This is a genomic window from Pseudomonas sp. B8(2017) (assembly GCF_002113575.1).
Lineage (GTDB): Bacteria > Pseudomonadota > Gammaproteobacteria > Pseudomonadales > Pseudomonadaceae > Aquipseudomonas > Aquipseudomonas putida_Z.
In genome coordinates, this window is the sequence record NZ_NEIO01000001.1 from 519,369 (window position 1) to 534,323 (window position 14,955).

13 protein-coding genes are annotated in these 14,955 nt (G+C 63.2%); 11 read left to right on the forward strand and 2 right to left on the reverse strand.

Translation table 11 applies throughout. The features are described 5' to 3' along the window. Nucleotides 1-67 precede the first annotated feature (67 nt). Complete coding sequence (locus CAG22_RS27035; protein WP_139833383.1) at nt 68-256, reverse strand: hypothetical protein; 189 nt, start codon at nt 254-256, stop codon at nt 68-70. Nucleotides 257-330: 74 nt separating this feature from the next. On the opposite strand from CAG22_RS27035, the gene putP reads away from it, so the two are divergent. From putP to CAG22_RS02430, 9 genes are all read left to right on the forward strand, one after another. After that, nucleotides 331-1,809: a sodium/proline symporter PutP gene (gene putP / locus CAG22_RS02390; protein ID WP_085704245.1), complete on the forward strand. Its 1,479-nt coding sequence runs from the start codon at nt 331-333 to the stop codon at nt 1,807-1,809. 185 nt (nt 1,810-1,994) lie between these two features. Beyond that, a complete protein-coding gene (locus CAG22_RS02395; protein ID WP_085704248.1) occupies nt 1,995-2,831 on the forward strand; it encodes a 23S rRNA (adenine(2030)-N(6))-methyltransferase RlmJ in 837 nt (278 codons plus the stop codon). A gap of 211 nt (nt 2,832-3,042) precedes the next feature. Continuing rightward, nucleotides 3,043-4,800, forward strand: a complete 1,758-nt coding sequence (locus CAG22_RS02400) for a carbamoyltransferase (protein WP_013974482.1) — start codon at nt 3,043-3,045, stop codon at nt 4,798-4,800. Continuing rightward, nucleotides 4,784-5,914 carry a glycosyltransferase gene (locus CAG22_RS02405; RefSeq protein ID WP_085704251.1) on the forward strand — a complete coding sequence of 377 codons (1,131 nt, stop codon included), beginning with the start codon at nt 4,784-4,786 and terminating at the stop codon, nt 5,912-5,914. The genes CAG22_RS02400 and CAG22_RS02405 overlap by 17 nt, the downstream gene beginning before the upstream one ends. Further along, nucleotides 5,914-6,810 carry an antimicrobial resistance protein Mig-14 gene (locus tag CAG22_RS02410; protein WP_085704253.1) on the forward strand — a complete coding sequence of 299 codons (897 nt, stop codon included), beginning with the start codon at nt 5,914-5,916 and terminating at the stop codon, nt 6,808-6,810. Before CAG22_RS02405 ends, CAG22_RS02410 begins: the two co-directional genes overlap by 1 nt. Next, complete coding sequence (locus tag CAG22_RS02415; protein ID WP_085704258.1) at nt 6,807-8,210, forward strand: PIG-L family deacetylase; 1,404 nt, start codon at nt 6,807-6,809, stop codon at nt 8,208-8,210. The genes CAG22_RS02410 and CAG22_RS02415 overlap by 4 nt, the downstream gene beginning before the upstream one ends. Before the next feature lie 48 nt (nt 8,211-8,258). After that, the gene (locus CAG22_RS02420) at nt 8,259-9,215 is read left to right on the forward strand and encodes a glycosyltransferase (RefSeq protein WP_085691383.1); all 957 of its coding nucleotides are present in this window, start codon (nt 8,259-8,261) and stop codon (nt 9,213-9,215) included. 66 nt (nt 9,216-9,281) lie between these two features. Continuing rightward, nucleotides 9,282-10,055: a glycosyltransferase family 2 protein gene (locus tag CAG22_RS02425; RefSeq protein WP_039612457.1), complete on the forward strand. Its 774-nt coding sequence runs from the start codon at nt 9,282-9,284 to the stop codon at nt 10,053-10,055. Between the two features lie 37 nt (nt 10,056-10,092). Beyond that, nucleotides 10,093-11,184 (forward strand): glycosyltransferase, encoded by a 1,092-nt coding sequence (locus CAG22_RS02430; protein ID WP_085704260.1) that lies wholly within the window; start codon nt 10,093-10,095, stop codon nt 11,182-11,184. 3 nt (nt 11,185-11,187) lie between these two features. Here CAG22_RS02430 and CAG22_RS02435 read toward each other — a convergent pair whose 3' ends face one another. Then, entirely contained in the window at nt 11,188-11,793 is a 606-nt protein-coding gene (locus CAG22_RS02435; RefSeq protein ID WP_015272032.1) for a toluene tolerance protein Ttg8, read from the reverse strand. Between the two features lie 101 nt (nt 11,794-11,894). Here CAG22_RS02435 and CAG22_RS02440 point away from each other — a divergent pair, with 101 nt between their 5' ends. Beyond that, nucleotides 11,895-13,070, forward strand: a complete 1,176-nt coding sequence (locus tag CAG22_RS02440) for an O-antigen ligase (RefSeq protein WP_085704262.1) — start codon at nt 11,895-11,897, stop codon at nt 13,068-13,070. A 15-nt stretch (nt 13,071-13,085) separates the two neighbouring features. Beyond that, a complete protein-coding gene (gene msbA, locus CAG22_RS02445; RefSeq protein WP_025340855.1) occupies nt 13,086-14,894 on the forward strand; it encodes a lipid A export permease/ATP-binding protein MsbA in 1,809 nt (602 codons plus the stop codon). Nucleotides 14,895-14,955 lie beyond the last annotated feature (61 nt).

Consider the following 14,955-nt stretch of genomic DNA (forward strand, 5'->3'; position numbering starts at 1 on the left):
TGGCCTAAGCTGGCGCCAAGAGTAGCTGTAGGACAATTCGGGTGCAACCAGGTGCAACCCGAATTTTTCATGGAAAAGGTGCAACTCGTCCGACTCTCATTTCCATGCGCGGAAAAGGGTCGTTTTCGGTGCGTTTCATTCTGAAAATCGGGGGTGTTGCTCCCAAAAGGAGCAAAAAATCAGATTTGTCTGAAAATGCACGAGAAGGTGCAACTTGCAAATGAAAAATGGTTGCACCCGCTTTGCGTTGTTGCATAGGATTCGCCGCCTGGGTGCAACCGCCATGGCTGCGGTTGTGCATGACATAAAAACAAACGCCAGGGCACACGCATGGGCAATCCACTAACGATCACTTTCGTGGTCTATATCGCGGCAATGGTGCTGATCGGCTTCGCCGCCTATCGCTCCACGAATAACCTTTCCGACTACATCCTCGGCGGTCGCAGCCTGGGTAGCGTGGTCACCGCGCTTTCCGCCGGCGCTTCCGACATGAGCGGCTGGCTGCTGATGGGCCTGCCGGGCGCCATCTACTTCTCCGGCTTGTCCGAAGCCTGGATTGCCATCGGCCTGACCGTCGGCGCCTACCTGAACTGGTTGTTCGTCGCTGGCCGTCTGCGCGTGCAGACCGAGCACAACGGCGATGCACTGACCCTGCCGGACTACTTCTCCAGCCGCTTCGAAGACAACAGCGGCCTGCTGCGGATCATCTCGGCCATCGTGATCCTGGTGTTCTTCACCATCTACTGCGCCTCCGGCATCGTTGCCGGTGCCCGTCTGTTCGAGAGCACCTTCGGCATGCCGTACGAAACCGCCCTGTGGGCCGGTGCCGCTGCGACCATCGCCTACACCTTCGTCGGTGGTTTCCTGGCGGTGAGCTGGACCGATACCGTGCAGGCTTCGCTGATGATCTTTGCGCTGATCCTCACTCCGGTGATCGTGCTGATCTCCACTGGCGGCTTCGATACGACCTTCGCTGCCATCGATGCGGTCAACCCGGCCCACTTCGACATGTTCAAGGGCGCCACTTTCATTGGCATCATCTCGCTGATGGGCTGGGGGCTGGGCTACTTCGGCCAGCCGCACATCCTGGCGCGTTTCATGGCCGCCGACTCGGTGAAGTCGATCGCCAACGCCCGTCGTATCTCCATGACCTGGATGATCCTTTGCCTGGTCGGTACCTGCGCCGTGGGCTTCTTCGGCATCGCCTACTTCTCGGCGCATCCTGACCTGGCAGGCCCGGTCAGCGAGAACCACGAGCGGGTGTTCATCGAGCTGGCCAAGATCCTGTTCAACCCATGGATCGCCGGTGTACTGCTGTCGGCCATCCTGGCGGCGGTGATGAGTACCCTGAGCTGCCAGCTGCTGGTGTGCTCCAGCGCCCTGACCGAAGACTTCTACAAGTCCTTCCTGCGCAAGAACGCTTCGCAGGTCGAGCTGGTGTGGGTCGGCCGCCTGATGGTGCTGGCCGTCGCCCTGATCGCCATCGCCATGGCCGCCAACCCGGAAAACCGCGTGCTGGGCCTGGTGGCTTACGCCTGGGCCGGCTTCGGTGCTGCCTTTGGTCCGGTGGTGCTGATTTCGGTACTGTGGAAAGGCATGACCCGTAACGGCGCACTGGCCGGTATCGTGGTGGGCGCACTGACCGTGATCCTGTGGAAGAACTTCGACACCCTCGGGCTGTACGAAATCATCCCGGGCTTCCTGTTCGCCAGCATCGCCATCTTCGTGGTGAGCAAGCTGGGCAGCCCGTCGCAGGCAATGGTCAAGCGCTTCGAGACTGCTGATGCGGCGTATCACGCTGACAAGTAATACCCGTTGAGTCGGCGGCGCCTGCTTCGCGGGTGAACCCGCTCCCACAGGGATTGCACAGAACTCAAATTCTGTGAGGTGCCTGTGGGAGCGGGTTTACCCGCGAAGATGCCGTCGCCGATCAGCAGCCAGGCCTGACTCCGCCTGCAAGGCAAGGTAAACTTGCCACCCCCGCAGGAGTTGCCATGAACTATCGTCACGCCTTCCACGCCGGCAACCACGCCGACGTCCTCAAACATATCGTGCTGACCCGCCTCATCGCCCTGATGTCGCGCAAGGAGCAGCCGTTCGCCTATATCGATACCCATGCAGGGCTTGGCCTTTATGACCTGCAGGGCGACCAGGCAACCCGCACCGGCGAGTACCTGGAAGGTGTCGCCCGCCTGTGGAATCGCGATGACCTGCCGGCCATGGCCGACGACTATCTGCGTATCATCAAGCGCCTGAATGCCGATGGCGAGCTGCGCTACTACCCTGGTTCGCCCGAGCTGGCCCGCCGCCTGATGCGCCAGCAGGACCGCGCCCTGCTCAACGAGAAGCATCCCGAGGACGGGCCGCTGCTCAAAGAGAACATGAAGAAAGACCCACGCGTGGTCGTGCACCTGGGCGAAGGCTGGCATATGCCGCGGGCCTTGCTGCCCGTGCAGGAAAAGCGCGCGATCATGCTGATCGACCCGCCGTTCGAGCAGGCTGACGAGCTCAAGCGCTGCACTACCGCCATGAAAGAGGCGATCAGTCGCATGCGCCAGACCGTCGCGGCCATCTGGTACCCGATCAAGGACCAGCGTTCGCTGACCCGCTTCTACCAGGACCTGACCAGCACCGGCGCACCGAAACTGCTGCGGGTCGAGTTGTATGTGCACCACCAGGACAGCCCGCAGGGGCTCAATGGCTCAGGTCTGGCCATCGCCAACCCGCCGTGGGGGTTGGAAGAAGAGCTCAAGGAGCTGCTGCCATGGCTGGCCAAAGAGCTGGCGCAAACCGCCGGCAGCTTCCGCATGGACTGGCTGATCGCCGAATAGGCAGTTGCCTTGGGGCATCTGTGGGAGCGGGCGTGCCCGCGAAGCAGGCGCTGCGGTGCATGGCACCGGCTTTGCCGGTGTTCGCGGGCGCGCCCGCTCCCACAGGTTAATGCAGTGCCTATCCTGATGTTTGCGTTATAATCCCGCCCTTTAGCCGCCACCCGCCCAAGAGGCCGCTGGCGCATTTCTACCGAATGAAGAGGCTAATCCCTTGGCATTGACGATTCTTGGCCTGTCCGGCGCCCTTAGCCATGACCCTTCCGCGGCCTTGTACATTGACGGCAAACTGATTGCCGCCGCCGAAGAAGAGCGCTTCGTGCGTGACAAGCATGCGAAGAACCGCATGCCCTACGAGTCGGCGAAGTTCTGCCTGGAACAGGCAGGCATCAAGCCATCCGACGTCGACGTGGTAGCCATCCCGTTCGCCCCGATCAGCCTGTTCGGCAAAGCGCGCTGGCACTATGCCAAGCGCTACTGGTACGCCCCGGACCGCGCCCTCGACGCCATCCTGATGGGCAACCGTCGCTACAAGCGCTACCGCAAGAAGATTGTCTGGTGCCTGGAACAACTGGGCTTCGACCCGAAAAAGGTCAAGATCGAGCCGGTCGAGCACCACCTGGCCCACGCCTCCAGTGCCTACCACTGCTCGGGCTTCAAGGAAAAAACCGCAATCCTCGGCATCGACGGTAAAGGCGAATACGCCACCACCTTCTTTGGCTACGGCGAAAACGGCAAAATCCACAAGATCAAGGAATTCTTCGACCCGGACTCGCTGGGCGGCCTGTACGGCGCAATCACCGAGTTCCTCGGCTTCGAGATGCTCGATGGCGAGTTCAAGGTCATGGGCATGGCGCCGTATGGCGACGCCAGCAAGTACGACTTCTCGCGCCTGGCCAGCTTCGAAAACGGCGAACTGGTGATCAACACCGAATACGCCAACGTCATTGGCCTGCGCCGCTATAAAGAGAAGGGCAAGGGCTTCTACTTCTCGCCGAAGCTGATCGAATGGCTGGGCCCCAAGCGCGAAGGCGACATCGCCGACGAGCCGTACATCCATTACGCGGCCAGCATGCAGGCGCTGTTCGAGAAGATCGCCCTGCAGATGATCGATCACTACCTGGGCGACGTCCTGCGTGAAACCGGCAAGCTGGCCTTTGCCGGCGGTTGCGCGCTGAACGTCAAGCTCAACCAGAAGATCATCGCCCGCCCAGACCTGAAAGAGCTGTTCGTCCAGCCTGCTTCCGGTGACGCCGGTACCGCCGTGGGTGCTGCCGCCTACGTTTCCCACGCCCGTGGCGTGCCGGTCGAGAAGATGGAACACGTCTACCTCGGCCCTTCGTACTCCAACGAAGACGTGATCGCTGCCTGTGCCCGTCACCCGAACGCGCCAAAGTGGCGCAAGCTCGACGACATGCCGCAGCGCATCGCCAAAATCATGGTCGACGGCAACCCGGTGGCCTGGTTCCAGGGCCGCATGGAATTCGGCCCACGTGCCCTGGGCGGCCGTTCGATCATCGGTTGCCCGAGCGTGCCGGGCGTAGCCGACCGCATCAACGAGCAGATCAAGTTCCGCGAACGCTGGAGACCTTTCTGCCCGTCGATGCTCGACACCGTCGCCCCGCAAATGATCAAGGTCGACCACCCGGCGCCGTTCATGACCTTCACCTTCGAAGTGGCTGAAGAGTGGAAGACCCGCGTGCCGGAAGTGGTCCACGAGGACGGCACTTCGCGTGCCCAAGTGCTCAAGCGCGAGTACAACCCGCGCTACTACGACATGATGAAGGCGCTGGAAGACCTGACCGGCAACGGTGTGTCGCTGAACACCTCGCTGAACCGCCGTGGTGAACCGATGATCTGTTCGCCGACCGACGCCCTGAACATGTTCTTCGGCTCGGACCTGCAGTACCTGATCATGGAAGACATTCTGGTTGTGAAGGACGGCGCGGCCCCGTATGACCAGCCGCTCTGAACCGCGCATCCTGCAGTTCTGCCATGGCTATGACGGGCCGTTCCTGGACTGCGCCCGTCAGTACGCCAGCCTGTTCCAGGGGCGTGGCTACCAGGTCACCACGGTGTTCCTCACCGGCGCCGCCGACCCGCAGGTAGCGGCTGGCTGCGCGTCGGACGAGGTGCTGTTCCTGGAGTTCAGTTCCAAGGCCGTGCGCGGCCTGAAACTCGGCGCCATCCGTGCGTTGCGGCGGATCGCGGCCGAGCGCAATTTCGCCTTCTGCATTGCCCATCGCTTCAAGCCGATCTACGTGGCGTTGCTGGGTACCGGCTTGCCGGTGATCGGCGTGCACCATGCTTTCGGTGACTACGAGCGCAAGGGGCGACGCATCTTCGCCAACCTGTTCAGCAAACGCCTGAGCTTGCTGGGTGTGTCGGACGCAGTGCGTGACGACATGCGCCGCTGCCTGCCGCAGTGGCCGGCAGAGCGTATCCAGACCTTGTACAACCGCATCGACATCGACGCCCTGCAAGCAGCCCTGGTGCCACGCGCCGAGGCCCGCCGGGCCTTGGGCCTGGATGCGCAGGCGTGGGTTGTCGGTAACGTCGGGCGCCTGCACCCGGACAAAGACCAGGCCACCCTGCTGCGTGGCTTTGCCGAAGCGCTACCGGGGCTGCCGGCTGGCGCCCGCCTGGCAATCCTTGGCAAGGGGCGCCTGGAAGCCAAGCTCAAGGCCCAGGCCGCCGAGCTGGGCATTGCCGGGCAAGTGGACTTCCTTGGCCAAGTGCCGGATGCGCGCCGTTACTTCCAGGCGTTCGATGTATTCGCACTGAGCTCCGACCATGAGCCGTTCGGCATGGTCCTGCTCGAAGCCATGGTCGCCGGTGTACCGGTACTGGCCACGGCCTGTGGCGGTGCCCGCGAAGTGGTCGAGGGTGTTGGCGTGCTGTTCCCGCTGGGCGATGCCGGGCAACTGGCCCAGGGCCTGAAGCACATGGCTGTGCTCGATGGGCAGCAGCGCCAGGCCTGTGCCGAGCACATGCTGCAGCGCCTGCGTGAACGCTTCTCTGACCAGGCGGTGCGCGAGGCCTTCTGGCAGCTGCCGCAAGTTCGTGCGTTGGTGGGGCAGGCCTGATGCTCAACCGTATCCAGGCCTTCCGCGAACGCGGTTGGCAAGTTATCGACGCCAAGGCCTACGCCGAGGCATGGGCACGCTTTGGTGGCAGTGTTGCCACCCATCCTTTGGTGGTCGAGCAGCTGGCGGACCTGGCACATATCCCGGTGCGTTACCTGGGCTGGCACCAGGCCGGCGAGCTGAAGGCCGCCATCCCCACCTGGGGGCGCCACCTTGCGCTGTCCAAGGATGTGCTCAAGCGCGCCGGCAAAAAGGCCCTGTTCGACCTGGGCAACGCCGAGATCATCCTGCCGGCGGCGGCCGATGCCGCTGCACCGTTGCGCCATGCCGCGCGCTACCTGTCCGAACTGAACCAGGGCCGCTTCAGCGGCCTCAAGGCGCAGAAGGAACAGCTGGCCATGGCCCGCGCCCACGAAGACCTGTCGAAGAAGTTCCGCTACAACCAGCGCCGCGAACTGCGCCTGCTGGAAGAGGCGGGCGGAGTGGTGCGCCCGATCGGCGACTTCAGTGCGCAGGAAATCGCCAGTATGTACTGCGACCTGTTCCAGCGCCGCTGGGGCTTCCCTGCCACCGGCGCCGAGCGCATGGCCGAGGTGCTGGAACGCCTGCGCGAGCTGCTGATCGGCTCGGTGCTACTGTTGGACGGCAAGCCGATTGCCATCCAGCTGGTTTACCGTGTCGAAGCGCCGGAATGGATCAGCGTCGAGTACATCAATGGCGGTGTTGACCCTGAAACCAAGGCCTTCAGCCCCGGCAGTGTGCTGAGCTTCCTCAATACCCAGGCCGCCTGGGAAGACGCCCGTGCGCGCAACAAGCCGCTGCGGTTCTCGTTCGGCCGTGCCGACCGCGAGTACAAGGACCGCTGGTGCAACCCCGTACCGGTGTATCAGGCGTGAGTCGCAAGCAGCAGTTGCTCAAGCGCCACCGGCGCAACAAGCGCCTGGGCCTGTTGGCGGGCCTGGTCGCGCTGGTGGCCATAGGTGCGTTCAGCTGGTGGTGGTTGCCACTGCTGCTGTTGCCGCTGTTGTGGGCGGCTCACGAGGCCTGGTTTGCCGACCACCTGTTCTACGCGCCAGGTGAGGACTACGCCTACGACTTCGGCGAGCAGACCCGGGAGGCTCCTGCCAGCCTGAGCGGCGGCTTGCTCAAGGCTGAGTGCGTGCTGCAGGGCAACGAAACCCTGGTCCTCGAGCTGCGGGTAAAAAGCAGCTGGCTGGGGCGCTTCCTGGACCCGCAGGTCGAGCTGGTGGCTGGCGAGCAGGCCGACCGGCAAACCTTCGAGCGCGGCGTCGATGGCGTGCGCTTCCTCAACCTCACCGGCCTCGCCGCACCTCTGCAGGCTGGCGCGTTGCGCCTGCGTGGCCGGCATTGCCGGCTGGCTGGCCAGCCGCGCTTGTGGATAACCCCGGCGGTCGAGCTGCAACGGCGCCGGGTGATGGTGATCGCGCCGCATGCCGATGATGCCGAGCTGGCCGCTTACGGCCTTTACAGCCAGGCCGACGAAGCCTGGCTAGTGACCCTGACCGCTGGTGAAATCGAGGCCGAGCACTACCAGCAGATGGGCTTGGCAAAGGCCGAGGCCGCGCGCCTGAAGGGCCGCCTGAGGGCCTGGGATAGTGTTGCCGTGCCACGCTGGGCTGGTGTGGCGGAATCGCGTTGCGTGCAGCTGGGCTACTTCTGTCTGCAACTGCCTGCCATGCAGGCTGCGCCAGACCAGCCGGCCGCTTCTCGCGAGGCCGACCTCGCCGACATTCGCGTATTCCGCCGATTCAACCCGTTCCCGCTGCCGGCCGATGTCGATGGCGCGCCGACCTGGCGCAACCTGCTCGCCGACCTGCGGGCCTTGCTGGAAATGGCCAGGCCAGAGGTGCTGGTGATGCCGCACCCGCAGCTCGACCCGCACCCCGACCACATATGTGCCCAGGCAGCGGTGCTGGAAGCCTTGCAAGGCTTGGCCTGGCAGCCGCAAACCCTGCTGTGCTACGCCAACCACCTGCATGACAACGACCGCTGGCCGATGGGCGACAGTGGTGATGGCGTGGCCTTGCCGCCGCAGCTGAGCGCTGCCCAGGCGTGGGCACCTTGCAGCCTGGTACTGGACCTGGCAACCCAGCGCGACAAGGCCATGGCCCTGGGCATGATGCACGACCTGCAGCCGCCGGCGCCGTTCAAGCGCCGCCTGCGCCGCTTGTTGCAGCGCTGGCTGGCCGGGCGGCGGCCGTCGCCTTACGGCGAGAATGAATTTTTCCGCAAGGCCGTGCGCCGACATGAACTGTTCTGGCGGCGTGAGCTGTAGCTACGCCCCATGGTTGACCGCGATGGCGCAGAGCGCCCAAGGAACCCAATGAAAGTCCTATTTCTGGTGCAGAAGGAACAGCGGGCGATTCTCGACCGCCTGTACGATGGCGTCGCGGCCAACTGCGAGTGCGACCTGCGCTGGTTGACCAGCGAAGACCAGCGCAACCTGCGCCGCTATTTCAAGCGTGAAGTGCAGGTCGAGCGCTATGACCGCATTGTCTTCTTCCTGCGTTTCAAGCAGGAAATCCGCCAGGCGGCGTTCATCCGTACCGTGCCGAACCTGGTAATCCTCGAGCACGATGCCTACCAGAACTACATCCCGTGCAAGTACACCGGCAAGTTCAGCGCCCATTACCGCAAGCTGCCCTGGGCGCGGGTGATCAGCTCCGGCTACATGGTCAGCGAGCGCCTGCGCCAGGAAGGTTTCGACGCCGTGTTCGTGCCCAAGGGCTACGACGAGCAGTTGCTTGCCGACCAAGGGCGTGAGCGCGACATCGAACTGGCCTTCGTCGGCAGCACCAACAGCGTGGCCTACAGCGGCCGCAAGGCATTGCTGGACGAGCTGGGCCGCGTCGAGAACCTGGTGGTGACCCGTACCAAGTCGGGTGAGGACTACTGCAACACGCTCAACCGGATCCGCTTCTTCGTCAGTGCCGACGTCGGCATGGGCGAATACATGATCAAGAACTTCGAAGCCATGGCCTGTGGCTGTGTGTTGCTGGCGTATGACCAGGGCGAGGAAGAGAACCGCGCGCTGGGCCTGCAGGACATGCACAACGTGGTGTTCTATGACAGCATCCCGACCCTCCAGGAAAAGCTCCGCCACTTGCGTGCGGACCCTGAACTTGCCCGGCAGATTGCAGAAAATGGCCGCCACCTGGCGGTTTCCCGTTTCAGTTTCGGGGCAGTTGGACGTAGCATCGTCGACCACATGCGCCCGGCGCTCAGGCCCCATCCGCCGTTGTCTGCATGGCAGCGGCTGCGCCTGAAGCTGGGCATCTAACATAAGAACTTTCGCGCCTGCGGAGCGGGCGTTGAAAGTCGATAGTCGCAATGCGGAGGGAGTCCGGTGCGCTTTTCAAATGAGAGTGACGTCACGCTCGTCGTGACCAGTTGTGGGCGGTTCGATCTGCTCAAAGATACCCTTGAGAGTTTCGATCGCTACAATACTGCGCCCATTCGCGAAGTGTTTATCACCGAAGACTCCGGTGATGATGCCGTGCATGCCGCTGTGCCTGAGCACTGGAAACCGCACTGCAAGGTGTTCGTCAACCGGCCCAAGCTGGGCCAGCTGCCGTCTATCGACCTGGCCTACAGCCACGTCAAGACGCCCTACATCTTTCACTGCGAGGACGACTGGCACTTCTATCGCCAGGGCTTCGTCGAAGACTCCCGGGCCATTCTGGAGGTCAGCCCCGACCTGTTGCAGGTGTGGCTGCGGAGCCATGCCCATGACCTGGCCATCCACAGCCCGTACATCCATCTGGGCGATCGCCGGGTGATCGCCGGGGTGCCTTGCTACCCGCTACTGTCCGACAAGGCCGAGTGGCAGGCGTTTTCGCTCAACCCCGGGCTGCGTCGTTTGAGCGATTACCAGCGTTGCGCGCCATTTGCCGCCTATGCTGGAGAGAAGGCACTTTCCCGGCGCTATTCTGAGTTAAACCTGACAGCGGTCACCTTGGAGGGTGATGCAGTATTGCACACTGGATTTGGTAATCACGTGACCTTGCCCATCGAAGTGGAGCGCAAGGCCAAACGTCGTAAACGTGATCGGATAAAGTTGGCATTGACGCTGGTGGCGGGTGCCGTGATTGGCATGGGAATCACCATTTTTGTTCAGTGAAGTCGCTGTCCCACCTGACATGAGCGGGAGAGGGCCCATGAACATCGTCAATATGATGTGGGCGGGTGGAACGCCGTACATGTCCATCCACAAGGTGCATCGGCAGGTGCTGTCGCACGCGGGTGCCGATGCCCGGATCAGTAACTGGCTGCTGCTGGGTAGCGGGCTCTGCTGTGGGCTTGGCTCGACCCGGGAGTGGCATATGCCGTCACGGGCGCTGAAAGGGCGGCACTTCTGGCGCCTGTTGCGCCCATGGTTGCGCATGCGCTTGCGCAAGGCGCTGAACGAGGCCCAGGCTGAAGTCGTGCTGCTCGACGGTGTCGGTGTGGCGCGGTTGGTGTTGCCGTTGTTGCAGCAGGTTCCGCAGGTGCGTGCCAAGGTGCTGTTCCACGGCAAGACGCGCCTGAGTGCCAGCGACGTTCGCCTGTTGCGCATGTTCCCGGCCGAGCGGCTGAGCATCGCCGCCGTTTCGCAGACACTTGCCACGTCACTCGAACACGACCTGGGCAGGCCGGTGCAAACCTTGCGCATGGCCCTCGACCCGCTGGCTTTCGCCGAACCGTTGTTGAGTCGGGACGCAGCCAGGCAGGCCCTGCAGTTGCCACAGGTAGCAGGAGTGATGCTGGGCGCGGTCGGGCGGCTGGTGGAGAGCAAAGGTTTCGAGATGCTGATCGAGGCGTTCGCCAAGGCCAGTGCGCGCCAGTCGGACCTGCAGTTGGCAATCATCGGCGAAGGCCCTCTGCGTGCGGTGCTGCAGGCTCGTATCGATGCGCTTGGCCTGGCTGGTCGTGTTCACCTGAGTGGTCACCGAGACGACCTGCAGCAGCTGTACCGGGCATTCGACTGGCTATTGGTGCCTTCGCGCTCCGAAGGCCTGGGGCTGGTGGTGCAGGAGGCGGTCATGGCCGACGTGCCGGTGGTGTGCAGCGACCTGCAGGTGTTCCGTGAGCAGTTGCAGGACACCGGTGGCTACCTGCCCGTTACCAATGAAAATGCCTGGGCCGAGGCGATCGAGCGTTGTGCGTCGCTCAGTGCCCCGGCGGTAGCCGCGCGGCAGCGCCAGGCGCTGGCCCCGGAGCAGGCCTGGCAGGCATTCTGCAACGGTTCGCAGAGCCTGCTGCGCAGTTGACGCTCAACGCGCCAGCAGGGCTGCCTCGAAAGCGGCAAGGGGGAAGCGGTCGCCCAGGTTCTCCCGCTCGATGTAGCGCACCATATGCTGCACATTGCGCCGAATCATGCGCGCCGACAGCGGCGGGCGCAGGAAGCGCATGTCGGCCACGTCGATCAGGCCCAGTTGCTGGTCGGGGGTGACTACCACATTACCCAGGTGCAACGAGCGGAAGTACACGCCGCTGCGATGCAGCTGGCGGATCAGTTCGATCAGGCGCGGCAGGTAGGTGTCCCAGCTGAAACCCTCATCGCGCGACATCTGCAGCAAGGTGCGCCCTGGCAGCGGGCGGTACAGCACGGCGGTACGCCCTGGCAGGTCGAGCTTGTGCTGGCTGATCACCTCCAGGGTGGGGATGCCCAGTTGTGCAAGGCGTGCGGCGTTGTCGACGAAGCGCTGCGAGTACGGGCGCAGCAGTGCAGATGAAATCAGCCGCTTCCTACGAAAAACCTTGAGGAAATTACCATCCGCGAGCAGGTAGACTTTGGCGCCATGGCTATCTGCCTCAAGCACCTGTGCGCCTTGTGTCAGCTGATCGAAGTCGACCTGGGGGAGCCGGGAGCATTGCATGAATAGAGCCTTGTCGTCGGGCGAACAGAATGACCGGCAATAATGCCGAAAATAATGTTGTAGCACCATTGGATGGTGTCTTTGATTCATCGGGGGAAAGGATGTTGTATCAAAAAAACTGGGCGCAAGCCTGGTTGGGGTTTGGTCTGGTCTGGTTCCTGGCAGCGATTGCCCTGGCACCGAGCAACAAGGTCTATCAGCAAGGCCTGGTGCTGTTCCTGTGGTTGCCGACGCTGGTAATGGCGTGGTCCGCAAGGCAAGTAATAGTGCAGGCCTGGCGGCGTCAGCCGGCCTTGTGGGGGAGTGTGTTGTTGCTGCTGGCGTGGAGCGGGCTCAGCCTGGTCTGGTCGGCCGCAGAAAACCCGGAGCGCGAGGCCAAGCGCCTGCTCTACATCCTGGTATTCCTGCTGGCGTTCCCGCTGCTGGGCCAGCTTGGCCAGGCCCGCATTCGTCAGCTGCTGCTGGCCGGTAGCGCCTTGCTGGCCGTTGCCGCGCTGGTCTCGGTCATCCATTTCTACGGCGTGCTGGGCATGCCTTTGCTGGCCCGCCTGGAGGGCATCGGCGAGATATCGCACCCGATCCTGGGCGCCTACGTCATCGGTGCGGCCGTGCTCTTCCTGCTTTACGAGCCGCCGCGGCAACGTGGCCTGCAGTTATTGTGGCTGGCAGCGCTGGCGTGCCTGGGGTTGTTTGCCATGCTCAGCCAGAGCCGTGGGGCAATCCTGGCCCTGGTGCTCACCGTGATCCTGGCCCCGCTGTGGTTCCGTGACCGCCACAGCCGGGTGTTTGCCGTGCTGGCGGCCATCGCCACCGGCCTGGCCTTCTATCTCGTGTACGACCTGATCGCCCAGCGCGGTTCGTCCTACCGGCCGGAAATCTTCCATGCCGTGGTCGACATGATCGCCGCGCATCCCTGGACCGGCCTTGGCCTGGGCGCTGCCTACGACGTGAGTGCAGTGGGCAAGCACTTCGACCATACCCACAACATGTTCACGCACATCGCAGTGGAGATGGGCCTGCCCGGCATGCTGCTGTGGGTCATGGTGTGGCTGTGCACCCTGGGCGAAATCGTCCGCGCACGCGGCACGCTGTTCGGCAAGATCCTGCTTGGTTTCTGGGTGTACTCCACCCTGGCCATGCAGTTCGATGCCGCCAGCCTTACCGGTACGCCACGTGCCGAATGGTTCATCAGCTGGCTGCCCGTGGGCCTGGCCATGTTGCTGCCATGGGGGCGTGCCGAAAATGATGCCTGTGGTAAAATTTCCGGTTCAACCTGAACAGCGAGCTTGATAATGGCCGAAACACCGCGACCGGCGGAACACACCTCCAGCCTGAAGATCTACTTCCGGCTGCTGAGCTATGTGAAACCCTATGTCGGCATTTTCCTGCTGAGCATCATCGGTTTCGTGATCTTTGCCTCGACCCAGCCGATGCTGGCCGGGATCCTGAAATATTTCGTCGATGGGCTGAGCAACCCCGAAGCGGTGTTGTTCCCCAACGTCCCCTACCTGCGCGACCTGCAACTGCTGCAGGCTGTGCCGCTGCTGATCATCCTGATCGCCGCGTGGCAGGGCCTGGGCTCGTTCCTCGGCAACTACTTCCTGGCCAAGGTTTCCCTGTGCCTGGTGCACGACCTGCGTGTGGAACTGTTCAACAAGCTGCTGGTGCTGCCTAACCGCTACTTCGACAACCACAACTCCGGGCACCTGATCTCGCGCATCACCTTCAACGTGACCATGGTCACCGGTGCCGCCACCGATGCGATCAAGGTAGTAATCCGCGAAGGCCTGACCGTGGTGTTCCTGTTCGGCTACCTGCTGTGGATGAACTGGCACCTGACACTGGTGATGGTTGCCATCCTGCCGGTAATCGCGGTGATGGTGAGCGTCGCCAGCAAGAAATTCCGCAAGCAGAGCAAGAAAATCCAGGTGGCCATGGGCGACGTCACCCACGTTGCCTCGGAAACCATCCAGGGCTACCGCGTGGTGCGCAGCTTCGGCGGCGAGGCCTACGAGGAGCAGCGTTTCGGCAAGGCCAGCCAGAGCAACACCGACAAGCAGTTGCAAATGACCAAGACCGGCTCGCTGTACACGCCGATGCTGCAACTGGTGATCTACACCGCCATGGCCGCGCTGATGTTCCTGGTGTTGTTCCTGCGCGGTGATTCCACTGCCGGTGACCTGGTAGCTTACATCACCGCTGCCGGTCTGTTGCCCAAGCCGATTCGTCAGCTTTCGGAAGTCAGCTCGACCATCCAGAAGGGCCTGGCCGGTGCCGAAAGCATCTTCGAGCAGCTGGACGAAGCGCCTGAAGTGGACAGCGGCACCGTCGAGAAGGAGCGGGTGGAAGGGCGCCTGGAAGTGCGCAACCTGAGCTTCACCTACCCGGGTACCGAGCGTGAGGTGCTGAGCGATATCAGCTTCGTGGCCGAGCCGGGCCAGATGATTGCCCTGGTCGGCCGCTCCGGCAGCGGCAAGTCGACCCTGGCGGCGCTGATCCCGCGCTTCTATCACCACGACCAGGGGCAGATCCTGCTCGATGGCGTGGAGATCGAGAACTATCGCCTGCGCAACCTGCGTCGTCACGTTTCGCAGGTGACCCAGCATGTCACCCTGTTCAACGATACCGTGGCCAACAACATCGCCTATGGCGACCTGGCCGGCGCCCCGCGCGCCGACATCGAAGCCGCTGCGGCCGATGCCTACGCCAAGGAGTTCGTCGACCGGCTGCCAAAAGGCTTCGATACCGAAGTGGGTGAAAACGGCGTGCTGCTCTCCGGCGGCCAGCGCCAGCGCCTGGCCATCGCCCGGGCACTGCTGAAGAACGCGCCGCTGCTGATCCTAGACGAAGCCACCTCGGCGCTGGATACCGAGTCCGAGCGGCATATCCAGGCTGCCCTGGACCATGTAATGCAGGGCCGTACCACGCTGGTGATCGCCCACCGCCTGTCGACCATCGAGAAGGCCGACCAGATCCTGGTCATGGACCAGGGCCGGCTGGTCGAGCGCGGCACCCATGCCGAGCTGCTCGCGGCCAATGGCCATTATGCCCGCCTGCATGCCATGGGCCTGGATGAGCCGGCCAAGGCCGATATCACCTGAACCCTCGTTGATCGGGGCCATCGCGGCCCCGATTGTCACGGGAATTTTCCTGGGGTGATCT